22 protein-coding genes, 2 tRNA genes and 1 pseudogene are annotated in these 20,560 nt (G+C 57.5%); 8 read left to right on the top strand and 17 right to left on the bottom strand.

Annotation, left to right across the window (positions count from 1 at the left end; all coding sequences use genetic code 11):
• Nucleotides 1-116: 116 nt before the first annotated feature.
• The 8 genes from ABWQ00_RS14390 to folC form a co-directional block, all read right to left on the bottom strand.
• Nucleotides 117-192: transfer RNA gene (locus tag ABWQ00_RS14390), tRNA-Glu, on the bottom strand.
• A gap of 38 nt (nt 193-230) precedes the next feature.
• Nucleotides 231-306 (bottom strand) — tRNA-Ala (locus ABWQ00_RS14385).
• 74 nt (nt 307-380) lie between these two features.
• Nucleotides 381-1,790: a glutamate--tRNA ligase gene (gltX, locus tag ABWQ00_RS14380; protein ID WP_353239350.1), complete on the bottom strand. Its 1,410-nt coding sequence runs from the start codon at nt 1,788-1,790 to the stop codon at nt 381-383.
• Nucleotide 1,791: 1 nt separating this feature from the next.
• Complete coding sequence (locus ABWQ00_RS14375) at nt 1,792-3,003, bottom strand: O-succinylhomoserine sulfhydrylase (RefSeq protein WP_353239349.1); 1,212 nt, start codon at nt 3,001-3,003, stop codon at nt 1,792-1,794.
• 8 nt (nt 3,004-3,011) lie between these two features.
• A complete protein-coding gene (gene purF / locus ABWQ00_RS14370) occupies nt 3,012-4,526 on the bottom strand; it encodes an amidophosphoribosyltransferase (RefSeq protein WP_353239348.1) in 1,515 nt (504 codons plus the stop codon).
• 40 nt (nt 4,527-4,566) lie between these two features.
• Nucleotides 4,567-5,061, bottom strand: a complete 495-nt coding sequence (locus ABWQ00_RS14365; protein WP_353239347.1) for a CvpA family protein — start codon at nt 5,059-5,061, stop codon at nt 4,567-4,569.
• Between the two features lies 1 nt (nt 5,062).
• Nucleotides 5,063-5,863: an SPOR domain-containing protein gene (locus tag ABWQ00_RS14360; RefSeq protein ID WP_353239346.1), complete on the bottom strand. Its 801-nt coding sequence runs from the start codon at nt 5,861-5,863 to the stop codon at nt 5,063-5,065.
• A 9-nt stretch (nt 5,864-5,872) separates the two neighbouring features.
• On the bottom strand, nt 5,873-7,162 hold the full coding sequence (folC, locus tag ABWQ00_RS14355; RefSeq protein ID WP_353239345.1) for a bifunctional tetrahydrofolate synthase/dihydrofolate synthase: 1,290 nt from the start codon (nt 7,160-7,162) through the stop codon (nt 5,873-5,875).
• Nucleotides 7,163-7,211: 49 nt separating this feature from the next.
• On the opposite strand from folC, the gene ABWQ00_RS14350 reads away from it, so the two are divergent.
• The 4 genes from ABWQ00_RS14350 to argG all read left to right on the top strand — a co-directional run bounded on the left by ABWQ00_RS14350 (nt 7,212) and on the right by argG (nt 10,189).
• Complete coding sequence (locus tag ABWQ00_RS14350) at nt 7,212-7,556, top strand: ArsC family reductase (protein ID WP_353239344.1); 345 nt, start codon at nt 7,212-7,214, stop codon at nt 7,554-7,556.
• 96 nt (nt 7,557-7,652) lie between these two features.
• Nucleotides 7,653-8,375, top strand: a complete 723-nt coding sequence (locus tag ABWQ00_RS14345) for a glycine zipper 2TM domain-containing protein (protein ID WP_353239343.1) — start codon at nt 7,653-7,655, stop codon at nt 8,373-8,375.
• A gap of 136 nt (nt 8,376-8,511) precedes the next feature.
• Nucleotides 8,512-8,829 (top strand): pyrimidine/purine nucleoside phosphorylase, encoded by a 318-nt coding sequence (gene ppnP / locus ABWQ00_RS14340; protein WP_353239342.1) that lies wholly within the window; start codon nt 8,512-8,514, stop codon nt 8,827-8,829.
• 19 nt (nt 8,830-8,848) lie between these two features.
• On the top strand, nt 8,849-10,189 hold the full coding sequence (argG, locus tag ABWQ00_RS14335; RefSeq protein WP_353239341.1) for an argininosuccinate synthase: 1,341 nt from the start codon (nt 8,849-8,851) through the stop codon (nt 10,187-10,189).
• Between the two features lie 94 nt (nt 10,190-10,283).
• On the opposite strand, the gene ABWQ00_RS14330 is transcribed toward argG, so the two are convergent.
• The 4 genes from ABWQ00_RS14330 to murB are packed head-to-tail and all read right to left on the bottom strand — an operon-like array spanning nt 10,284 to nt 13,066.
• Nucleotides 10,284-10,784 carry a hypothetical protein gene (locus ABWQ00_RS14330; RefSeq protein WP_353239340.1) on the bottom strand — a complete coding sequence of 167 codons (501 nt, stop codon included), beginning with the start codon at nt 10,782-10,784 and terminating at the stop codon, nt 10,284-10,286.
• Nucleotides 10,774-11,205, bottom strand: a complete 432-nt coding sequence (locus tag ABWQ00_RS14325; RefSeq protein WP_353239339.1) for a hypothetical protein — start codon at nt 11,203-11,205, stop codon at nt 10,774-10,776. Before ABWQ00_RS14325 ends, ABWQ00_RS14330 begins: the two co-directional genes overlap by 11 nt.
• A 23-nt stretch (nt 11,206-11,228) precedes the next feature.
• Nucleotides 11,229-11,981, bottom strand: a complete 753-nt coding sequence (locus tag ABWQ00_RS14320; RefSeq protein WP_353239338.1) for a hypothetical protein — start codon at nt 11,979-11,981, stop codon at nt 11,229-11,231.
• Between the two features lie 32 nt (nt 11,982-12,013).
• Nucleotides 12,014-13,066, bottom strand: coding sequence for a UDP-N-acetylmuramate dehydrogenase (murB, locus tag ABWQ00_RS14315; protein ID WP_353239337.1), 1,053 nt, complete (start codon nt 13,064-13,066; stop codon nt 12,014-12,016).
• A 41-nt stretch (nt 13,067-13,107) separates the two neighbouring features.
• Between murB and ABWQ00_RS14310 the strand changes: the two genes are divergently transcribed.
• Nucleotides 13,108-13,593 carry a YajQ family cyclic di-GMP-binding protein gene (locus tag ABWQ00_RS14310; protein ID WP_353239336.1) on the top strand — a complete coding sequence of 162 codons (486 nt, stop codon included), beginning with the start codon at nt 13,108-13,110 and terminating at the stop codon, nt 13,591-13,593.
• 45 nt (nt 13,594-13,638) lie between these two features.
• Here ABWQ00_RS14310 and ABWQ00_RS14305 read toward each other — a convergent pair whose 3' ends face one another.
• The 5 genes from ABWQ00_RS14305 to ABWQ00_RS14285 form a co-directional block, all read right to left on the bottom strand.
• A complete protein-coding gene (locus tag ABWQ00_RS14305) occupies nt 13,639-13,998 on the bottom strand; it encodes a RidA family protein (RefSeq protein WP_353239335.1) in 360 nt (119 codons plus the stop codon).
• Entirely contained in the window at nt 13,995-14,624 is a 630-nt protein-coding gene (plsY, locus tag ABWQ00_RS14300) for a glycerol-3-phosphate 1-O-acyltransferase PlsY (RefSeq protein WP_353239334.1), read from the bottom strand. The genes ABWQ00_RS14305 and plsY overlap by 4 nt, the downstream gene beginning before the upstream one ends.
• A gap of 28 nt (nt 14,625-14,652) precedes the next feature.
• On the bottom strand, nt 14,653-15,144 hold the full coding sequence (locus ABWQ00_RS14295; protein ID WP_353239333.1) for an aminoacyl-tRNA deacylase: 492 nt from the start codon (nt 15,142-15,144) through the stop codon (nt 14,653-14,655).
• A gap of 9 nt (nt 15,145-15,153) precedes the next feature.
• Complete coding sequence (locus ABWQ00_RS14290; RefSeq protein WP_353239332.1) at nt 15,154-16,215, bottom strand: aldo/keto reductase; 1,062 nt, start codon at nt 16,213-16,215, stop codon at nt 15,154-15,156.
• A 128-nt stretch (nt 16,216-16,343) separates the two neighbouring features.
• A complete protein-coding gene (locus ABWQ00_RS14285; RefSeq protein WP_353239331.1) occupies nt 16,344-18,125 on the bottom strand; it encodes an acetate--CoA ligase in 1,782 nt (593 codons plus the stop codon).
• Nucleotides 18,126-18,150: 25 nt separating this feature from the next.
• Here ABWQ00_RS14285 and ABWQ00_RS14280 point away from each other — a divergent pair, with 25 nt between their 5' ends.
• From ABWQ00_RS14280 to ABWQ00_RS14270, 3 genes and pseudogenes are all read left to right on the top strand, one after another.
• On the top strand, nt 18,151-19,065 hold the full coding sequence (locus ABWQ00_RS14280) for an alpha/beta fold hydrolase (protein ID WP_353239330.1): 915 nt from the start codon (nt 18,151-18,153) through the stop codon (nt 19,063-19,065).
• A 42-nt stretch (nt 19,066-19,107) separates the two neighbouring features.
• On the top strand, nt 19,108-19,638 hold the full coding sequence (locus ABWQ00_RS14275; protein ID WP_353239329.1) for a hypothetical protein: 531 nt from the start codon (nt 19,108-19,110) through the stop codon (nt 19,636-19,638).
• 92 nt (nt 19,639-19,730) lie between these two features.
• Nucleotides 19,731-20,560: pseudogene (locus tag ABWQ00_RS14270) on the top strand (PCRF domain-containing protein); the annotation flags it as partial.

Raw genomic sequence — 20,560 nt, 5'->3', positions numbered from 1 at the left:
CTCGAACCCGCGACCCCCGGCGTGACAGGCCGGTATTCTAACCAACTGAACTACCACTCCTGGTAGCTGTAACTTTTGTCATGCTGCTGTTGCAACTGACCAAGTGCTACAAAACTTGGCGACCCTACGGGGATTCGAACCCCGGTACTCACCGTGAAAGGGTGATGTCCTAGGCCTCTAGACGATAGGGTCATAACCTGGACTGATTCTGGCGAATCATTTCGACACTTTGGTGGAGGTAAGCGGGATCGAACCGCTGACCTCTTGCATGCCATGCAAGCGCTCTCCCAGCTGAGCTATACCCCCTTTGGTACATCGCGGTGCATTGCTGCTTGACGTTGCGCCTCGTTGGTGTCGAGACTCGAATTATAGACAGAAATTCAGTTGTTTTGGAGTAGATCAAGAATTTTTTCTCTACGGCTTAACGCAAGCACCGCATCGAGCGAAGGTGTCTGGGCCGTGCCCATCACCAACACACGAACAGGCATGGCGATTTGCGGCATTTTGAGGCTCGTCTCGCCCAAGGTCTCTTTGATAGCCGCAGAAATCGATGCCTTGTCCCAAGCGCATGCGGCCAGTTTGTTTGCCAACACCGCCAATGCAGGCTTGATCGCGTCGGTCACATGCTGGGCTTTTTCGTCCGGGTTAGGCACCACGTCCAGATAGAAGGCCGATATCCATTGCGCCAAAACCACCAGCGTGTCGCAGCGGTCTTTGAACAGGCCGCAAATGCTGGCCAGTCGCTCATCGCCCACCACGCCCAGTTTGCTGAGGAAGGGCTGCACGCGCTCGGCCAATTCGGCGTCATCCGTGGCTTTGAGGTGCTGGGCGTTGACCCATTTGAGTTTGGCTTCGTCAAACTGCGCGGCGCTGCGGCCCAAATGGTCGAGATTGAACCACTCCAAAAACTGCGCACGGCTGAAAATTTCATCGTCGCCGTGGCTCCAGCCCAGACGCGCAAGGTAGTTGACCATGGCGTCAGGCAAATAGCCTTCGTCGCGGTAGGCGGTCACGGCCTTGGCGCCGTTGCGCTTGCTCATCTTCTCGCCCTGCTCGTTCAGCACAGTAGGCAAGTGGGCGTAAACAGGCGGCTCTTTGCCCAGGGCTTTGAAAATGTTGATCTGACGCGGCGTGTTGTTGACGTGGTCGTCGCCACGGATCACATGCGTAATCTGCATGTCGATGTCGTCCACCACCACGCAGAAGTTGTAGGTGGGCGTGCCGTCGGGGCGGGCGATGACCAAGTCGTCCAGCTCGTCGTTGCTGATTTCAATGCGCCCTTTGACCCTGTCGTCCCAAGCCACCACACCGCCGATCGGGTTCTTAAAGCGCAGCACGGGTTTCACGCCCTCAGGGAGGACAGGCAAGGTTTTACCGGTCTCGGGACGCCAGGTGCCGTCGTAACGGGGCTTTTCCTTGTTGGCCATTTGGCGCTCGCGCAAAGCGTCGAGTTCAGCCACGCTCATGTAGCAAGGGTAGACGAAACCAGCGGTGATCAGATCGGCCAGGACTGCTTTGTAGCGGTCCATGCGCTGCATTTGATAGAAAGGGCCTTCGTCATGATCCAGGCCCAGCCAGGCCATGCCTTCGATGATCACATCCACAGAGGCCTGCGTAGAGCGGTCCAGGTCGGTGTCTTCGATGCGCAAGATGAAGTCGCCGCCCGTGGCGCGGGCAAAAGCCCAAGGGTACAGGGCTGAGCGGATGTTGCCCAGGTGAATGAAGCCCGTGGGCGATGGGGCAAAGCGGGTGCGCGTGTGAGCAGACGTGCTTGAAAGGGTGTTGGTCATATCAAAGGGTATCGAGACCACGGGACAGGTCTTTTTGAATGTCTTGCGGGTATTCCAGCCCAACCGCAACGCGAATCAGACCTTGGCCGATGCCGGCATCTTGGCGTTGTGCTTCAGTCAGACGACCGTGCGATGTGCTGGCGGGGTGAGCCACCATGGTTTTGGTGTCGCCCAAATTGGTGGCCAAGGAAAGCATTTGCATTTGGTCCATGACATGGAAAGCCCGTTGGCGCGATTGCTCCGGGCCATCGGCTTTCACATCAAACGACAGGACCGCGCCGCCCAGGCCCGACATTTGGCGCATGGCCAGATCGTGCTGAGGGTGGCTGGCCAATCCAGGGTAGTGCACGCGGGCCACCGCGGGATGCTTTTCCAGCCATTCGGCCAAAATTTGCGCCCGGGCCGTTTGAGCACGCATGCGCAGGTCCAGGGTTTCAAGGCCCTTGAGCACCACCCATGCGTTGAAGGGGGCCAGCGTCATGCCACCGCTTTTGAGCACGGGCAAAAACTTCTCTGTGATCATTTGCTGCGGAGCGCACAAGGCACCTGCCATCACGCGGCCTTGGCCATCGAGGTACTTGGTGCCCGAATGCATGACGATGTCTGCCCCCATGACCACGGGGCGCTGCAAGGCGGGAGTGGCAAAACAGTTGTCTACCGCAAACAAAGCGCCAGCGTTGTGGGCGATGTCAGCCAAAGCCTGGATGTCGCAGACCTCGGTCAGGGGGTTGGTCGGCGTTTCGGCAAAAAGCAAACGCGTGTTGGGACGAACTGCGGCTTGCCATTCTTTCAGGTCGGTCTGTGAGACAAAGCTCGATTCGACGCCGAACTTGGCGAGATCCGAACCAATGAGCTTGATGGTGGAGCCAAACATAGAGCGAGAGCACACCACATGGTCGCCCGCCTTGAGCAAGCCCATGCACATCATCAAGATAGCGGACATGCCCGACGCCGTGCCCATGGCCGCCTCGGTACCCTCCATAGCGGCCAAGCGCATTTCCATGCTGCTCACGGTGGGGTTGCCGTAGCGACCGTAGGTGTAGCCCTCTTCGTCACCCGCAAAACGTCGGGCAGCAGCTTCAGCTGTGGGCTGCACATAACCGCTGGTCAGGTAAAGGGCTTCAGAGTTTTCGCCGTATTGGCTTCGCTCAACTGCTGCACGCACAGCCAATGTTTCAATGTGCAGGTCGTCTAATCGGTGGTTGTGGTTCATGGCGGGCCTTATTCGCTGGCGTTGGGCAAGGCCAAACGCGAGTTGTCGTCATCGCCCTCCTCGGCTTGGGGACGGGTTTGGTTTAAGCGGCTGATGTCGTCGGCCGAGATATCGCCCGTCACGTAGACACCGTCAAAGCAAGAGGCATCGAAATCGGACAAAACACCTGCCGCATTCACTCGGGCTTGAGCCACAGCTGTTTTCATGGCGTCTACGTCCTGGTAGATCAGGGCGTCGCAGCCAATGATCTGGCGGATCTCTTCAATGCTGCGGCCATGCGCCACCAGCTCTTGGCTCGTTGGCATGTCGATGCCGTAGACATTGGGGTAGCGCACGGGGGGCGCAGCACTGGCCAGGTAAACCTTCCGAGCACCCGCGTCGCGGGCCATCTGCACAATTTCTCGGCTGGTGGTCCCGCGCACGATGGAGTCGTCCACCAACAGCACCTTGCGGCCCTTGAATTCGCTCACGATGGTGTTGAGCTTTTGGCGCACCGATTTTTTGCGAACCGACTGGCCCGGCATGATGAAAGTACGGCCCACGTAACGGTTTTTAACAAAACCCTCGCGGTACGGAATACCCAGCAGGTGGGCCAACTGCGTGGCACTGGGGCGGCTTGATTCTGGAATGGGAATGATCACATCGATGTCGCTGGGCGGCACCGTCGAGATGACACGCTTGGCCAAGGTTTCGCCCAAATTCAAACGGGCCTGGTAGATCGAAATACCGTCCAAGGTGGAGTCCGGACGAGCCAGGTAAACGTATTCAAAAATGCAGGGGCTCAGCTGCGATTTTTCAGAGCAAGCCTGCGTGTGCACCTGTCCGCTCAGATCCACAAAAATGGCTTCGCCTGGCGCCACATCGCGCTCAAATTGGTGCGCCGTGCCATCCAGGGCCACGGACTCGCTGGCCAACATGATGGCACCGTCTTCTCCACGGCCAATACACAAGGGGCGGATGCCGTGCGGGTCACGAAAAGCCACCAAACCATGACCCGCGATCAAGGCGATCACGGCATAAGAGCCTTTGACACGGCGGTTCACGCCGCGCACGGCCTCGAACACGTCCACGGGCTTGAGGGGCAAGCCTCGGGTGGTTTTTTCCAGTTCGTGAGCCAACACGTTGAGCAAGACCTCGGAATCGCTCTCCGTGTTGATGTGGCGGTGGTCCTTGGAAAACAACTCCGCCTTCAGGGCATGGGCATTCGTCAGGTTGCCGTTGTGCACCAGCACCAGTCCAAAGGGTGCGTTCACATAAAAAGGCTGGGCCTCTTCTTCGCTGAAAGCATTGCCGGCGGTGGGGTAGCGCACTTGGCCCAGCCCGCAATTGCCAAGCAGGCTGCGCATGTTGCGGGTGCGGAACACATCGCGCACCATGCCTTTGGCTTTGTGCATGAAAAACTTGCGGTCCAGCTGCGTGACGATGCCCGCCGCATCTTGCCCGCGGTGCTGCAACAACAGCAAACCATCGTAAATCAGCTGATTGACCGGTGCTTGACTGACCACGCCGACGATTCCACACATAAATCTTTATCCGTTCAAAAATCGAACTGCCCTGAGAAGTTCAGGGTAAAAATGCCCCGAATTTTTCGGGCAACATGGGTTTGAGACCTTTGATTGCGGTGTCGAGCCAAACAGGTCCTTGGGCCTCTTTCCACCAAGGCTCTGAGGCCATGCCCAAGAGCTGCAGCAGCACGGTGACCGCCAACAAAACCACCACCCCGCGAGCCAAGCCAAATATGGCGCCCAAAGAACGGTCTACAGGCCTGAGGCCCACGGTTTCCACCAGCTTCTTGATCAACCAAGACAACATGCCCATGGCAAATAAGGTGGCCACAAACACCACCACAAAGGCGACCGCGTACTGAACCGATTCGGGCGCGCCCTGTACAAAGGGCAAAAAACCAATGGCGTCTTCAGCAAACCATTGCGCGGCCATGAAAGCGGCCAACCAGCCCGCAAGGGACAAGACCTCATAAACCAAACCACGCCAAAAACCCAAGGCCATGGAGCCCGCCAACACCCCCAACAACAACCAATCGGTCAGGGCGATGGCCATGTCAGAGCTTCAAAACAGCCGCTGGCAAATCGAGCTTGCGAATGCGCGCTGCGGCTTTGTCGGCCTCTTCTTTGGTTTCAAAAGGACCCACACGGATGCGTGTGGTGCTTTTGCCATCTTTTTCGACGACCTGGGTGTAGGTTTTCAAGCCAGCTTGCTCGAGTTTGCTTCGCACATCGCGAATTTTGGTTGCATCCGTGAAGGCGCCCACTTGGATCGCCACCCGTGATGCAGCGGGTTTAACGGGCTTGCCTTCGAGCAAGGCTTGGGCTTTTTGGCCATCGTCTTTGGGTTTGGGTGGCGTTGGCGCTTTGGCCTCGGGTTTGGTTTCAGGCTTGGTTTCTGCCTTGGTGGTCACCGGCTTTTCAGCCGGCTTGTCGGCAGGTAGATCTGCCCGCTTTTCAACGGGCTGATCAACCGGCTTGTCCGCCAAGGCTGCAGCAGGTTTGGGCACCACTTCTTCGCGGGCATCCAAGCTGGACTGCGCAGGCACGGTGTTGCCCTCGGTGTTGGGCAACAAAGGTTTGGCGGGCGCTTGAGCCGCAGGTACCGGCACGTTGCTGGCCAGCGCAGGCGTTTTTTGTCGGTCCGGGACCACGATGGGTGTGTCCACCGAGACAGGCCTCGGTTGGGTGTCAAACAACAAGGGAAACCCCACCACGGCCAGCAAAACCAGCACCACGGCACCGGTCAGTCGGTGGCGAGCACGGCGACGAACGATTTCGATGCTTTCGTTGGGTCCGGCTGCGACGCCCTCTGCTGAAGGGGTTTGACCCGGAAATCGGAACTTGAAAAAGGCCATGGCAATTGCTCAGGGGCTGAGGTGTTTGGCTTGAAGGCGCGGGAGACCGTCTGCCAAAACTCCGCCCACGGTGTAGAAGGAGCCAAAGACTACGATTCTATCAGCCGGGTCGGCTGCATCCATGGCGGCCTGCAGGGCCAACAAAGGGGTGGCATGGACAGTGCTGGCGGTGTCGGTACGGGTATTTTGGTTTTGCCAAAGTGCCTGTAAATCGGCCGCTTGGGCGGCCCTGGGCAAGGGCAAATCGGTGAAATACCACCGGCCCACCATCGGGTTGATGCGCTGAAACATCGGCAAGAGGTCTTTGTCCGCCATGGCGCCCAAAACGGCATGGGTGGTGGGGTAAAAACCCATGGCATCCAGATTGACCGCCAAAGCGGCCACCGAATGGGGGTTGTGGGCCACATCCAACACCAAAACTGGCTGACCCGGCACGATCTGAAAACGACCAGGCAGCTCGACCATGGCCATGCCATTTCGCACGGCTTGAGCTGTCACAGGAATGCGTTGACGCAAAGCCTCCAAGGCGGCCAACACGCCAGAGGCGTTGATCAATTGGTTGGCCCCTCGCAAAGCCGGATAGGCCATCCCGCTGTAGCGGCGATCGCGGCCGGCCCAAGCCCATTGCTGCTTGTCGCCCGAGTAATTGAAGTCCCGGCCAAACAGCCACAGTTCTGCGCCCAATGCCGATGCATGATCGATCACGCTTTGCGGAGGGACCGGATCGCTCACCACCACGGGCCGCCCCGCCCGCATCACGCCCGCTTTTTCTCGGCCGATGGTGTTTCGGTCAAAACCCAAAAGGGCGGTGTGGTCAATGTCAATGCTGGTGATGATGCTGCAGTCGGCATCCACGATGTTCACAGCATCCAAGCGCCCTCCTAGGCCCACCTCCAAAATGGCCACATCCAAGTTGGCGCCTGCCATCATGTGCAAGATGGCCAAGGTACTGAACTCGAAATACGTCAAACTGACCTCAGCGCGCACCGCTTCCACGGCTGCAAAAGCATCGGCAAAAGCTTCCGCGGAGGCCGACTCGCCATGCAAGCGGCAGCGCTCTTCAAATTGCACCAAATGGGGTGATGTGTAAACGCCCGTGCGGTAACCCGCTTGCAGCAAAACCGCCTCCAGCATGGCGCAGGTTGAACCTTTGCCATTGGTGCCCGCAACGGTGATGACGGGGCAATCAAAACGCAGGTCCATGCGGTCGGCCACGGCTTTCACCCGCTCCAGTCCCATGTCAATGGCCACCGGGTGTAGTTGCTCGCACCAGTCGAGCCATTGTTGTAGAGTCTTCATAGGCCGCGATTGTCGCCCAGACAGACCTCCACAAGCTTTGACAAAACCCATGCACCCCATTGTTTACGGCATTCCCAACTGCGACACCGTCAAAAAAGCCCGCACTTGGCTGACCGACCAAGGCCTGCAGGCCACTTTTCATGACTTCAAAAAGCAAGGCGTGCCTGCTGCAGAGCTGGACACTTGGCTGGCACAGCTGGGTTGGGAAACCCTGCTCAATCGCCAAGGCACCACATGGCGCAAGCTCGACCACTCTTTGCAAGCAGGTGTATCCGACAGCGCCAGCGCCAAGGCAGTGATGCTGGCGCACGCAAGTTGCATCAAAAGACCGGTGATTGTCTGGCCCTCGGGTCACATCACCGTAGGCTTCAAGCCGGAGCAGTGGCCGGCGTGATCCTCAAAACTGTTACCCATCTTTACACATAGAACGCAGCATGGTTTGCGTGGCTGGCCTAAACTGAAGGTGTCAATTTCTTTGAAAGAAATCACCATGAAAACAGTTTATTTGAGCTGCGCCTTGTTGGGCGGGATGGCCTTGTCGCCTCAGGGCGCTTTGGCTCAAGAAGTCGGTCAAGTCCTGTCCAAAAGTCCTGTTTACCAACAGGTCGTGGTGCCCCGCCAAACTTGCACCCAAGTGCCTGTCATGCAGCAAGCGCCAAGTTCGGGCGCAGGGGCGCTGATGGGCGCGATCGCTGGCGGTGCAATGGGCAACGCGATTGGCGACGGTTCGGGTCGCGCTTTGGCCACCGTCATTGGCATCATGGGTGGGGCCATGGTGGGCGACCGGATCGAAGGCCCGAGCGGCGCGTTTGCCCAAAACCAAACCCAATGCAGCACCCAAAACGTCTATGAAAACCGCTTGGTCGGCTTCAGCGTGGTCTATGAATATGCAGGCAAGCAATACACGGTGCAATTACCCCAAGACCCTGGCGCCACCATTCCCTTGCAAATCACACCCGCTGGGCAGGGTCTGCGCTCAGACGCGACCACGCCCAGCACACCCTGGGTCCAAAGCGCCGTGACCACGATGGCCCCTCAAGTGGTCTATCTGCCAGCGCCGGTTTACGTGAGCCGCCCCCCCGTTTACAGCCACATTGATTTGAGTTGGCATTCCCCCAGGCCCGTCATTCATTACAACAGCCATCTCTTGCGGCCCGATTACCCCAGAAGTCACCGCCACAGCGCCCACTTTGACCGCGGCCACTGGCGCTGAACAGTCTGTGAGTGGGGCGCAGAACCCGGCTCTGCAGGGCTGGGTGTCCTAAAATAGCGTTTTGTTGACCGACGCGGCCTACCGGCCGCGTTTTTCTGCGGCCAGCCCGCACCGCTAACCCTGACCTGTTTTGCCCATGACCACCCAAACCATCGACGGCGTCTCCGTCAACACCCAAGCCAATGTTTACTTTGACGGCAAATGCGTCAGCCACGGCCTGACCCTGCCCGATGGCACCAAGCTGTCAGTGGGCGTGATCTTGCCTTCCACTTTGACTTTCAACACTGGCGCCCCAGAAATCATGGAGTGCGTAGGCGGCTCTTGCGAATACAAGCTCGATGGCAGCAGCCAATGGGTCAAGTCCAGCGCGGGCGAAGAATTCAGCGTGCCAGGCAACTCCAAGTTCGAGATCCGCGTGACCGAGGCCTACCACTACATCTGCCACTTCGGTTGATCCCCCCGAGCCAAACGACATGAGCACCATCCTGCAAAACCTGCCCAAAGGGCAAAAAGTCGGTATCGCCTTCTCGGGCGGCCTGGACACCTCTGCTGCGCTGCTGTGGATGAAGCAAAAGGGCGCCCTGCCCTACGCCTACACCGCCAACCTGGGCCAGCCTGACGAAGCCGACTACAACGAGATTCCCCGCAAGGCGATGGAATACGGCGCCGAAAAAGCACGCCTGGTCGACTGCCGCACGCAGCTGGCCTACGAAGGCATTGCCGCCATCCAGAGCGGCGCTTTCCACATCTCCACCGGTGGTATCACCTACTTCAACACCACCCCGCTGGGCCGCGCCGTCACGGGCACCATGCTGGTGGCCGCGATGAAGGAAGACAACGTCAACATCTGGGGCGACGGCAGCACCTTCAAGGGCAACGACATCGAGCGCTTTTACCGCTACGGTCTGCTGACCAACCCGAGCCTCAAGATCTACAAACCCTGGCTGGACCAGCTGTTCATCGACGAGCTGGGTGGCCGCGCTGAAATGAGCGCCTTCATGACCGCCAACGGCTTTGGCTACAAGATGAGCGCCGAAAAGGCCTACTCCACCGACAGCAACATGCTGGGCGCGACCCACGAAGCCAAGGACCTGGAGCACCTGAACTCCGGCATCCGCATCGTCAACCCCATCATGGGCGTGGCGTTCTGGAAGCCCGAAGTCGATGTGAGAGCCGAAGAAGTCAGCGTGCGCTTTGAAGAAGGCACGCCCGTGGCCCTGAACGGCGTGGAATACGCCGACCCGGTGGAGCTGTTCCTCAAGGCCAACGAAATCGGCGGTCGCCACGGCCTGGGCATGAGCGACCAGATCGAGAACCGCATCATCGAAGCCAAGAGCCGCGGCATCTACGAAGCCCCCGGCATGGCGCTGCTGCACATCGCCTACGAGCGCCTGGTCACCGGCATTCACAACGAAGACACCATCGAGCAGTACCGCATCAACGGCCTGCGTTTGGGCCGCCTGTTGTACCAAGGCCGCTGGTTTGACCCCCAGTGCATCATGCTGCGCGAAACCGCCCAGCGCTGGGTGGCCCGCGCCGTCACCGGCACCGTGACGCTGGAACTGCGCCGTGGCAACGATTACAGCATCCTGAACACCGACAGCCCCAACCTGACTTATGCCCCAGAGCGTTTGTCGATGGAAAAAGTGGAAGATGCGCCGTTCAGTCCGCTCGACCGCATTGGCCAGCTGACCATGCGCAACCTCGACATCACCGACACCCGCGCCAAGCTGGGCATTTATGCACACGCCGGCTTGTTGTCGGTGGGCGAAGGCCCGCACATCTACAAGTTGGATGGCAACCCCAAGAAGTGATGCTTGTGATGCTTCAATGAAAAACGGCCTTCGGGCCGTTTTTCATTTTCACCCTGGCGAGCAATAATATTTATACGAACTTAATTTATTGAAATCAAAATATAATCGTTATTATATGACCAATAAATCTTTCAAACCAATAAGATTTATATCCTCGAGGATCTTCAACAGCGCAACTTAATGAGTCTGCAGACCAGGCATCTTTAGTTTCTATTAGCTCTTTACGTATGATCGATGGAAATACATATTTTTTTATTAGAGACTCATGTACATCATTCGTTAAAGTCCGGCAAGAGTTCTCTCTTTTATACCCAGGAAGACCTTCATAAACAATGTCCTCAATCATTCCAGCCATAGAGCAATTACCCGAATGCACAGTACTTTTGCAGGAAAGTTTAAAACTGCTGATTGTGTAATTGGAATCATTCAAAACACTTACTTCAACAGATCTACCATCTGCAATTAGACTGACAACAATGTCATCCTCTAAAGCAACAGGCAATAATCTAAAATTGTATCCTGCAGAAAATCCATACCAAGAAAGTGGCATGGTCAAAATCAAAATTAGACCGAAAATAAAAAGTTTATTTTTCATTTTTAATATCACAATCATCAGATGATATAAAATATCTCAAAATAAGATACTTTGATTTTTTATCAAGGAAAACATGCTCAATTTTTATCAATTTATTTTTCAATAAAACACCAAATCCTGATAAGCATGCTTTAATTTTATTAGCACTCTTTATTTTCCAAGCATCGGAATTATCAAGATATTCTTTGTTAAGCATTGCACCAATGTCAACTTCGTGCGTTAGTAAAATTATTTTCATCTCCTTATGATATTGAATTTTTATCAAGTCAGTATAATTATCAATTTTACGACTTTTCCCCTCAGCCTCAAAGGCCTCGACCATTTTACCCATCGCCAAATCGATCTGATTATCATATTTATTTGCATAGACAGAAGCATTTATTAAAAACATCCAAGTCAAACAATAAATAAAATTTTTCATTAGTTAAATCCAGCAAAATAGAGCTACATAAGCTCAAAAGGAGATAAAACTCCAGCCAAATGACCTTCCGGATAGCCATTTTTAACAACTAACCAGAGCCCAGGAGGCTGGGAATCTTTCAGAATGTTATCTATCGGAGTCGTTGCATCTATAGGTAAAATTTCAGCAAGCAAAACAACATGCTTATTCGCTTCCTCTATTGTTTCCTGCATTCTTTTGCGAGCAGGCCATGCAGGGCGAAGATATTTTGCCAGGGCGATATCTGAAAGCAGCCACCACTTTTTTTGATGCCATACCGGTAGATAGGAAAATGAATTCAGCAGCATCAACTGTCGAGCGAATCCAATCGATTGCCAAGGCTGAATCATTATCGGAGTCGACACCATAAAATCAGCAACTGTAGCTCGCATATGCATTAAAGCATCCTCTAGGACTGAGCAAAGCGAAACTGCATCAATTGCGACATTCCTGGCGTAAGCACCGGTATGCGCAATGTCATTACGAGCATCTCGCAGAGCGATAAAGAAAGCATCGAAGCGTTTGTCGACCCCACCGACCTCACCTTGGGGGCCAAGTAAGCCTGCATCATTGACGAGATCCCTAAGTTTGCTGTAGCAAGAACCCAATCCATTCGCTCGCGGATTCAAGCGCTTGCCCAAGGCCTCAATGGCAAAACACACCTGTTGAAATCCTTCTGCATCGGCAAGCGCACCATAACGGGCCTCGCGAAGAAGATCGCGATAGTGGATGCGTTCGGAATTACTCAGAGGGTGCATTTATCAAACAGAGAATTTGATTACCATTGTAGTCAAATCACAACAGGCTCTGGCTCCAGCCGTATTCCAAACCGCTCATACACACTGGTCTGAATCGCCTTGGCCAAGGTCATCACCTCGCCCCCGGTGCAGGGGTTCTCGCGGCCGCCGCGGTTGACCAGCACCAGCGCCTGCTTTTCGTAGACTCCGGCGTGGCCCACGCTTTTGCCTTTCCAGCCGCAGGCGTCGATCAGCCAGCCCGCGGCCAGTTTGATGGAGCCATCGGGCATGGGGTAATGCACCACCTTGGGTTCACGAGCGATGATGTCGGCGCACTGCTCAGGCGTCACGGTGGGGTTTTTGAAAAAGCTGCCCGCGTTGCCAATCACCTGCGGGTCGGGCAATTTGGCGCGGCGAATGGCCACAACCCAGTCAAAAATCTGCCGGGCATCGGGGCTGTGGATGCCGGACTCGGCCATCTTGCGCTCGAGGTCCAGGTAGCCCAGTTCGGGCTTCCAGCGCTTGGGCAGCGCAAAGCGCACCCGCAAAATCACGGCCCGGCCTGCCAGGCCCAAGCCATCCGCGCCGCCCGATGCGTGCTTGAACACCGAGTCGCGGTAGCTGAAGCCGCACTGCGCGGCGTTCAGGGTGAACAACTCGCCCGTGAACAGGTCCATGGCGTCGAGCGAATCGAAGCGGTCTTGCAGCTCCACCCCATAGGCACCAATGTTTTGCACGGGCGATGCGCCCACCGTGCCGGGGATCAGGGCCATGTTTTCAAGACCCGGGTAGCCGTGGTCCAAGGTCCAGGCCACCAGCGCATGCCAGTCCACGCCCGCGCCCGCCTCGATCAGCCAGTGTTTGTCGGTCTCACCCACTAGGCCAATGCCGGGCACTTCCATCTTGAGCACCAGCGCCTTGACGTCGCCCGTCAAAACGATGTTGCTGCCGCCGCCCAGCACCTGCCTGGGCATGCTGGCCAGTTGCGGGTCGGCCAGCACAGCCAACAGGTCGGCTTCGGAGCGCACCCGCACCAAAGCCTGGGCCTTGGCGGCGATGCCGAAAGTGTTGTAGGGCTGCAGGGGAACATTTTTCTCAAGGAACATGGGAGAATTGTCGCATTCTCAACCCTCGGATTTTTAAAGCCATGCCCTCGTTTGATACCGTTTGCGAACCCAATATGGTCGAAGTGCGCAACGCCGTTGACACATCCGCCAAAGAAATTGGCACCCGCTTTGACTTCAAAGGCACGTCGGCCAACATCGAACTCAAGGACAAAGAGATCACGATGTTTGGCGATGCCGAGTTTCAACTCACGCAAGTCGAAGATATCCTGCGCAACAAGCTGACCAAGCGCAACGTGGACGTGCGCTTTCTGGACATCGGCAAGGTCGAAAAAATCGGCGGCGACAAGGTCAAGCAGGTGGTCAAAGTGAAGAACGGCATCGAGACCGACGATGCCAAAAAGATCACCCGCCTGATCAAGGACAGCAAGATCAAGGTCCAAGCGTCCATTCAGGGCGATGCCGTGCGCGTCACGGGCACCAAGCGCGACGATTTACAGGCCGCCATGGCGATGCTGCGCAAAGACATGCCCGACTTGCCCTTGTCTTTCGACAACTTCAGGGATTGAGCGCTTGAGGGTTCAACTCTCCCGCAGTCTCTGACGCCAAGTGACTCAAGCTTTGACGGCCGCCGTCACCACCACCTCGATCAAATAGGCCGGATTGGCCAGCGCCGCCTGCACGGTGGCGCGGGGTGGCGCTGTACCCGCCACCACCCAAGCATCCCACACCTCGTTCATGGCGGCAATGTCGGCGATGTCTTTGAGGTAAATCTGGGTGCGCATGATGCGGGTTTTGTCGCTGCCCGCCTCCTCCAATCGGTACTCGATCTGGCGCAGTACATCGGCGGTCTGGCTGCGGATGTCGGTGGCCTCGCACTCGGGCACCATGCCTGCCAGATAAACCACACCATTGAAAACGGCCGCCTCGCTGTAACGCGCGGCCACATGCAAACGCTGAATGTCTTGGCTCATGTTTTCTTCTTTCCCAGTTGGGACTCGGTTCCTGCCATCAAGCGGTGGATGTTTTCTCGGTGCCGCCAGACCAACAAAATAGCCATGGCGGCCAGGCTCACAACTTCTGGCGCAGACGCTTGCCAAGCCACCCCATCGCCGAAGAGGTAAAAAGCAGGTGCAAACACGGCAGCCACCATCGAGGCCAGGGACACGTAGCGCGAGAAGAACAACACAATGGCAAAGCTGAACACCACCGCCAGTGCCAAGCTGCCGTTGACGCCCACCACCACACCCACCGCCGTGGCCACGCCTTTGCCACCGACGAAGCCAAAAAACACCGGGTACAGGTGACCTAAGAACGCGGCCAGGCCCGCCAGGGCCGCAACGTCTGGGCCCAAACCGTGTTCAGGCCCCAAGGTCAGCACCAGCGCCACCGGCAACCAACCCTTGAATGCGTCCAACAGCAAAGTCAGGATGGCCGCTTTTTTGCTGCCCGAGCGCAGCACATTGGTGGCGCCCGGGTTTTTGCTGCCATAGCTGCGCGGGTCGTTCAGGCCCATCAAGCGGCTCACGATCACCGCAAAACTGAGCGAACCCAAAAAATAACTGCCCAGCACCACGGTCACCGGAATCAACGCATCCATCCACATCTCCCTGTTTCTTCTACGGGCGTCATTCTGCCAGCGCGCAGTTCACGGGCTGGGCACCCAGCAGTTGCACACAGACCTGCGGGTCGATGCCCACCAGATAACCACGCCGGCCGCCGTTGATGCAGATGCGCGGCAAGCTCAGAATGCTTTCTTCGATGAACACGGGCATGGCCCGGCGAGTGGCAAAGGGCGAGGTGCCGCCCACCAAATAACCACTGTGCCGGTTGGCCACCTCGGGGGCGCAGGGCTCCACCGATTTCAAACCGATCTGCCGCGCCAGGTTTTTAGTGGACACCTTGCAGTTGCCGTGCATCAACACCACCAGCGGTTTGGCGTCCTGGTCTTGCATGATCAGCGTTTTAACTACGCTGAAAGGGTCCATGCCCAGCACCTGCGCACTGTGTTGGGCACCGCCATGCTCCAGGTAGTCGTAAGGGTGCTCGGTGAAACTCACCCCATGCTGGCGCAACAGCGCCGTGGCCGGGGTTTCGCTGACTTTGTCTTTTTTGGCCATGGCCCCAGATCACAAAGCCGGGTCGCGCATATCCCAACGGATGGCGTCAATGGCCTTGAGCACATCGGGACTCAACTCGGTGTTCCAAGCCGCCAAGTCTTCGTTCAGTTGCGCCACCGAGGTCACGCCGATGATGGTGCTGGCCACGCTCCAGCGGTGGTAGCAAAACGCCAGCGCCATCTGCGTGGGCGTCATGCCGTTGTCGCGGGCCAACTGGTTGTAGCGGCCTGCGGCGGCAAGGGCTTCGGGGCGGCCCCAGCGCTGTTTGCGCATCGAGTCGTAGCGGGCGATGCGGCCACCATCGGGCACCAAAGGACCTGTCAAATCTTCCTGATCGTATTTACCAGTGAGCAAACCAAAACCCAAGGGCGAATACGCCAACATGGACACGTTCAAACGGTAGCAAGTCTCGTCCAAACCGTTGTCATAAGTGCGGCTAACCAGGCAATACGGGTTTTGCACCGTGGCCACGCGCGGCAAGCCATGTTGCTCGGCCAGGCGCACAAACTCGTGCACGCCATAAGGGGTTTCGTTGGACAAGCCGATGTAGCGCACCTTGCCCGCCTTGACCAGCTTGGACAGGGCTTCGAGCTGCTCGTGGATCGAGGTCACCGACTTGTCTTTGGCGGGGTCAAAGTAGGTCATGCCAAACACCGGCACATGGCGCTCGGGCCAGTGGATCTGATAAAGGTCGATCACATCGGTTTGCAGACGGCGCAAACTGGCATCGCAAGAATTCAGGATGTCTTGCCCCGTCATGCCAGAGCCCTCACGAATCCACGGCATGCCACGCGAAGGTCCGGCCACCTTGGTGGCCAACACGAGCTTTTGCCGAACACCGGAATTTTTGGCGAACCAGTTACCGATGTAGGTTTCAGTGAAACCGCAAGTGGCAGCGGTAGCGGGCACGGCATACATCTCGGCGGTGTCGATGAAGTTGATGCCGGCCTCCAGCGAGCGGTCCAAGATGGTGTGTGAGTCCGCTTCATTGACTTGCTCACCAAAGGTCATGGTGCCCAGGCAAATGGGGGTCACTTGCAGGTCGGATTGACCGAGTTGAACGGTTTTCATGGTGTTTCCTGTTGATGTTTCATGTCAGCTGCCGCGCCCCAAACCCAAACCCAAACCCAAACCCAAACCCAAACCCAAACCCAAGCCCAAGCCCAAGCCCAAGGCGTTTGGCGAGATTTTGTCACGCGTTAGGTCTTTGCAGCGATGGCGGCTGTCGCGCGTGCTTCTTCCTGCAGGCGCAGCACCCGCCGCTGCACTTTGCCGGTGGTGGTCATGGGAAGTTGGTCGATGAACTCGATCTCTTTGGGGTATTCGTAAGGGGCCAGCAAACCCTTCACATGGGCCTGCAATTCGCGGCGAAGCTCCTCGTCAAAGCGGGCCTGGCCCGGCCCGTTGGGCCTGCGCCCCCCCCAGTCAGGCGACAGCACCACATAGGCCTTGACCACAGCACCCCGGTCGGCGTCGGGCTTGGGCACCACGGCGGCGTTCTGCACGGCCGGGTGTTTGACCAGGCAGTTTTCGATCTCGCCTGGTCCGATGCGGTAACCGGCGGCCTTGAACATGTCGTCGGTGCGGCCTTGGTACCAAAGGTAGCCTTCCTCGTCAGCCACCGCCATGTCGCCTGTGCGGCACCAGTCGCCCGTGTACTTGGCCTGGGTGGCTTTGGCATTGTTCCAGTAGCCCAAAAAGAACACCGGGTCGGGCTGGCCGTGCACATCGAAGCGGTTCACCGCCACTTCGCCCGGCGTGCCGGGTGGGCACAGTTTCCCCGCCTCGTCGATGACCGCGACCTGGTGACCGGGATAGCCCTTGCCCATGCTTCCGGGCTTGGCGGGCCACAGCCGGGTGCAGTTGCCCACCACGTAGTTGATTTCGGTCTGGCCGAACATCTCGTTCACCGTCACGCCCATCTGTTGCTGGACATAGGCAAACACCGCGTCACCCACCGCTTCGCCTGCGCTCATCATGGCTTGCAGCTTGAGCTTGTAACGGGCTTTCACGTCGGGCACGGCCTTCATCATGGCTTTGAGCGCCGTCGGGAACAAAAAACTGTGCGTCACGCCGTGGCTTTGCAAAATCTCGAACGCGGTCTCGGGCGAAAAGCGTCCGTTGAAGGCCACGATGGGCCGCCCAAAGTACAGGCTGGGCAGCAACGCGTCCATCAGACCGCCCGTCCAAGCCCAGTCGGCTGGGGACCAGAACACGGCTTTGGAGGGTCGACTGGCATCAAATGGGTCAAAGCCAAACCAGTTTTGACTGCACACAAAACCCGTCAGGTTGCCGATCAGTGCCCGGTGCGGTATGAGCGCGCCCTTGGGATTGCCGGTAGTACCGCTGGTGTAGATCAGCACCGCCGGTTCTTCAGCCAAGGTGCTCACAACCTTGAACGATGTGGCCTGGCTGGCCACGGCTTGCGCGTAGTCCAGATCGGCCAACGCACCGGCTTCCCCCACCCCGATCAGGATTTGCAAGCCAAGGCAATCTGATCGGGCTTGTTGCAGGGCACTCAATGTCGACTCATCGCACACCGCCACCCGGGTCTGGCTGTCATTGATGCGAAACGCCAACGCCTCTGGGCCAAACAGCATGGACAGTGGCATGGCCACCGCACCCATTTGCAGCACTGCCATGTAGGCCACAGCGGTTTCAAAACGCTGGGGCAACACAATCGCCACCCGGTCGCCACGCTGCACGCCCAGCCCCTGCAGCACCCGGCTCAAGCGGTTGGCCGCGGTTTGCAGTTGGGCAAAGGTCCAGCTCTGGCCCAAGCCCTGCCCTGCCACATGCTCTCGAATGGCGACTCGCCTTGCCGTGACGGGCTGCACAGCCCACTGGCCGCAGCAAGCCTGCGCCATGTTGAAGCGCTTGGGCACCTTCCAGCCAAAAGACTGATGAATAGCCTGATAACGATCGACGCCGCCTTGAGCTAGGTTTGGGGCTTGGCGGTCCTGGTTGCGACTGACGCTCATCGTGTGTCTCCTTATGATTGAAAGTATGTACCAAGTTCAACGCGAATCACAAAGCCACTGGGTGCCGCTGCGCGGCTGCCGCTACCACGTCCGCCAGTGGGGCAAGGCACAAGTTGGCGCTACGCCTCTTGTTTTGGCACACGGCTGGATGGACGTGGCCGCCTCTTACCAGTTCATGGTCGACGCCTTCAGCCAGACTTTTGTCAGCCAGCGCCCCATCATTGCCATGGACTGGCGCGGCTACGGCCTGACCGAGACCCCACCCACCGACAGCTACTGGTTCCCCGATTACCTGGCCGATCTGGATGCCCTGCTCGACGCGCTCTACCCCGGACAAGCCATTGACCTGGTCGGCCACAGCATGGGCGGCAACGTGGTCATGATGTACGCGGGCACCCGCCCGGAGCGCATCCGCCGCCTGGTCAACCTTGAAGGCTTTGGCATGGCCGCCACGCAGCCCGCCCAAGCGCCCCCCCGCATGGCCCAGTGGCTCGACGAACTCAAAGCGCAACGCGCGGGCGACAACACGCTCAAGGCCTACCCCGACGCCGCCGGCGTGGCAGCCCGCCTGATGAAGACCAACGGCCGACTGAACCAAGACAAAGCCGACTGGCTGGCCCAGCATTGGGCGCAGCAGGGCCCAGATGGCCAGTGGCGCATTCTGGGCGACTCGGCGCACAAAGTCGTCAACCCGTATCTGTTCCATGTCGAAGAAGCGCAGGCCATGTACCGCCGCATCACCGCACCCGTGCTGGTGGTGGAAGCTTCGGACGACTCGCTCAGTCAGTGGTGGAAAGGCAAATACACCTTGGCAGAGTTTCACGAGCGCCTGAAGTCCGTGCCCACCCTGCAACAAGCCTTGATTCAGGACGCTGGACACATGCTCCACCATGACCAGCCTCAGGCTTTGGCTGTACTGCTTGAGAATTTCTTGGGCTGATGTGCAACTTACAATCGAGTAACTTTTTGATCAAAGCGCCACATGAAACTGATGGATTTGCACAAAACCCGGGGCATCCTCTGTGCCTTGGCACTGGCGGCCCTGCCCACAATGTCCCAAGCAACGCGCTATTGCCCTTCTTTTTTGGGTGTACAAGGCGCCGCTGAGCCCGTCAAAAAGGGGGAAATCACGTTCTCACCCTATACCCATCATTGGAGTCATAACGCAGAACACAAAGATGTGGTGCTTTTGGCTTTGGACGAACAGCTGCCTGGCAACCGGTTTTGCGGGGTGAGCTTTTTCAGCAACTCATTTGGTCAACCCTCGGTCTACCTCTACGCTGGTCAGCAGTTCAATGGCTTGCTGGGTTCGCCTCAATTGTTTGTGAAAGTAACCGCAGGCATTCTTTACGGTTACGTGGCGCCTTACGAAGACAAAGTGCCTTTGAACTACCATGGTTTTTCACCGGCCATCATTCCCTCATTGGGCTACAAGATCAGTCCAAAAGACTCGCTGCAGATGAAAATTTTGGGCAATGCGGGATTGATGTTCTCTTGGGGTCGGCTTTTTTAATGGGGCGGGTGGTCCCAGAAAGCGTTCATCGGCACAGCTTGAAGTCGGCAAGTCATGAGAAAATGCCCGGTTTACCGAATCGGAGTTTCCCCATGGACGCAGAACACATCAACCAAATCGGCGCCTCCCTCACAGACCTGACCGCTCGCACCCACGAGTTACGGGGGTATCTTTGACTACGATGCCAAATCTGAACGGTTGAGAACCGTCAACGCATCGCTCGAAGATCCTGCGGTCTGGAACGACCCCAAAAAAGCCCAGGAACTGGGCAAAGAGAAAAAGGCCCTAGACGGCGTGGTGGTGACCATCAACAACCTGACCAGCGAGCTGGCTGACAACCTTGAACTCTTCGAAATGAGCAAGGAAGAAGGCGATGACGCTGGCCTGATGACCATCGAAGGCGAAACCGCCAAATTGACTGCGCTGGTGGAAGACCTTGAGTTTCGCCGCATGTTCCGCCACGAGGCGGACCCGCTCAACTGCTTTGTCGACATCCAGGCCGGTGCAGGCGGCACCGAAGCCTGTGACTGGGCCAGCATGCTGCTGCGCCAATACATCAAGTACGCCGAACGCAAGGGCTTCAAGGCCACGGTGGAAGACGAAACCCCGGGCGACACCGCAGGCATCAAGGGCGCGACCATCAAAATCGAAGGCGAATATGCCTTTGGCCTGCTCCGCACCGAAACTGGCGTGCACCGTTTGGTGCGCAAAAGTCCCTTCGACTCGTCGGGCGGCCGCCACACCTCGTTCGCTTCGCTGTTTGTCTACCCAGAGATCGACGACTCGATCGAAATCAACATCAACCCGTCTGACGTGCGCACCGACACCTTCCGTGCCAGCGGCGCGGGTGGTCAGCACATCAACAAAACCGACTCGGCCGTGCGCCTGACGCACATCCCCACCGGCATCGTGGTGCAGTGCC

The organism is Limnohabitans sp. (genome assembly GCF_040400975.1).
In the GTDB taxonomy this organism is placed as follows: Bacteria; Pseudomonadota; Gammaproteobacteria; order Burkholderiales; family Burkholderiaceae_C; genus Limnohabitans_A.
Note: the sequence above shows the minus strand (reverse complement) of the source record. Positions and strands in the feature narration are given on the sequence as shown.

Excerpts from the sequence above, each read along its gene's own strand:
- folC (WP_353239345.1), bottom strand. The coding sequence starts at position 7,162 with ATGAAGACTCTACAACAATGGCTCGACTGGTGCGAGCAACTACACCCG.
- ppnP (WP_353239342.1), top strand. The coding sequence starts at position 8,512 with ATGACCACCCAAACCATCGACGGCGTCTCCGTCAACACCCAAGCCAAT.
- plsY (WP_353239334.1), bottom strand. The coding sequence starts at position 14,624 with ATGGATGCGTTGATTCCGGTGACCGTGGTGCTGGGCAGTTATTTTTTG.
- ABWQ00_RS14275 (WP_353239329.1), top strand. The coding sequence starts at position 19,108 with ATGAAACTGATGGATTTGCACAAAACCCGGGGCATCCTCTGTGCCTTG.
- murB (WP_353239337.1), bottom strand. The coding sequence starts at position 13,066 with ATGTTCCTTGAGAAAAATGTTCCCCTGCAGCCCTACAACACTTTCGGC.
- ABWQ00_RS14365 (WP_353239347.1), bottom strand. The coding sequence starts at position 5,061 with ATGGCCATCGCCCTGACCGATTGGTTGTTGTTGGGGGTGTTGGCGGGC.
- ABWQ00_RS14305 (WP_353239335.1), bottom strand. The coding sequence starts at position 13,998 with ATGAGCCAAGACATTCAGCGTTTGCATGTGGCCGCGCGTTACAGCGAG.
- ABWQ00_RS14375 (WP_353239349.1), bottom strand. The coding sequence starts at position 3,003 with ATGAACCACAACCACCGATTAGACGACCTGCACATTGAAACATTGGCT.
- ABWQ00_RS14290 (WP_353239332.1), bottom strand. The coding sequence starts at position 16,215 with ATGAAAACCGTTCAACTCGGTCAATCCGACCTGCAAGTGACCCCCATT.
- gltX (WP_353239350.1), bottom strand. The coding sequence starts at position 1,790 with ATGACCAACACCCTTTCAAGCACGTCTGCTCACACGCGCACCCGCTTT.
- ABWQ00_RS14320 (WP_353239338.1), bottom strand. The coding sequence starts at position 11,981 with ATGCACCCTCTGAGTAATTCCGAACGCATCCACTATCGCGATCTTCTT.
- ABWQ00_RS14295 (WP_353239333.1), bottom strand. The coding sequence starts at position 15,144 with ATGGCCAAAAAAGACAAAGTCAGCGAAACCCCGGCCACGGCGCTGTTG.
- purF (WP_353239348.1), bottom strand. The coding sequence starts at position 4,526 with ATGTGTGGAATCGTCGGCGTGGTCAGTCAAGCACCGGTCAATCAGCTG.
- ABWQ00_RS14280 (WP_353239330.1), top strand. The coding sequence starts at position 18,151 with ATGTACCAAGTTCAACGCGAATCACAAAGCCACTGGGTGCCGCTGCGC.
- ABWQ00_RS14360 (WP_353239346.1), bottom strand. The coding sequence starts at position 5,863 with ATGGCCTTTTTCAAGTTCCGATTTCCGGGTCAAACCCCTTCAGCAGAG.
- ABWQ00_RS14350 (WP_353239344.1), top strand. The coding sequence starts at position 7,212 with ATGCACCCCATTGTTTACGGCATTCCCAACTGCGACACCGTCAAAAAA.
- ABWQ00_RS14330 (WP_353239340.1), bottom strand. The coding sequence starts at position 10,784 with ATGAAAAATAAACTTTTTATTTTCGGTCTAATTTTGATTTTGACCATG.
- ABWQ00_RS14310 (WP_353239336.1), top strand. The coding sequence starts at position 13,108 with ATGCCCTCGTTTGATACCGTTTGCGAACCCAATATGGTCGAAGTGCGC.
- ABWQ00_RS14285 (WP_353239331.1), bottom strand. The coding sequence starts at position 18,125 with ATGAGCGTCAGTCGCAACCAGGACCGCCAAGCCCCAAACCTAGCTCAA.
- argG (WP_353239341.1), top strand. The coding sequence starts at position 8,849 with ATGAGCACCATCCTGCAAAACCTGCCCAAAGGGCAAAAAGTCGGTATC.
- ABWQ00_RS14325 (WP_353239339.1), bottom strand. The coding sequence starts at position 11,205 with ATGAAAAATTTTATTTATTGTTTGACTTGGATGTTTTTAATAAATGCT.
- ABWQ00_RS14345 (WP_353239343.1), top strand. The coding sequence starts at position 7,653 with ATGAAAACAGTTTATTTGAGCTGCGCCTTGTTGGGCGGGATGGCCTTG.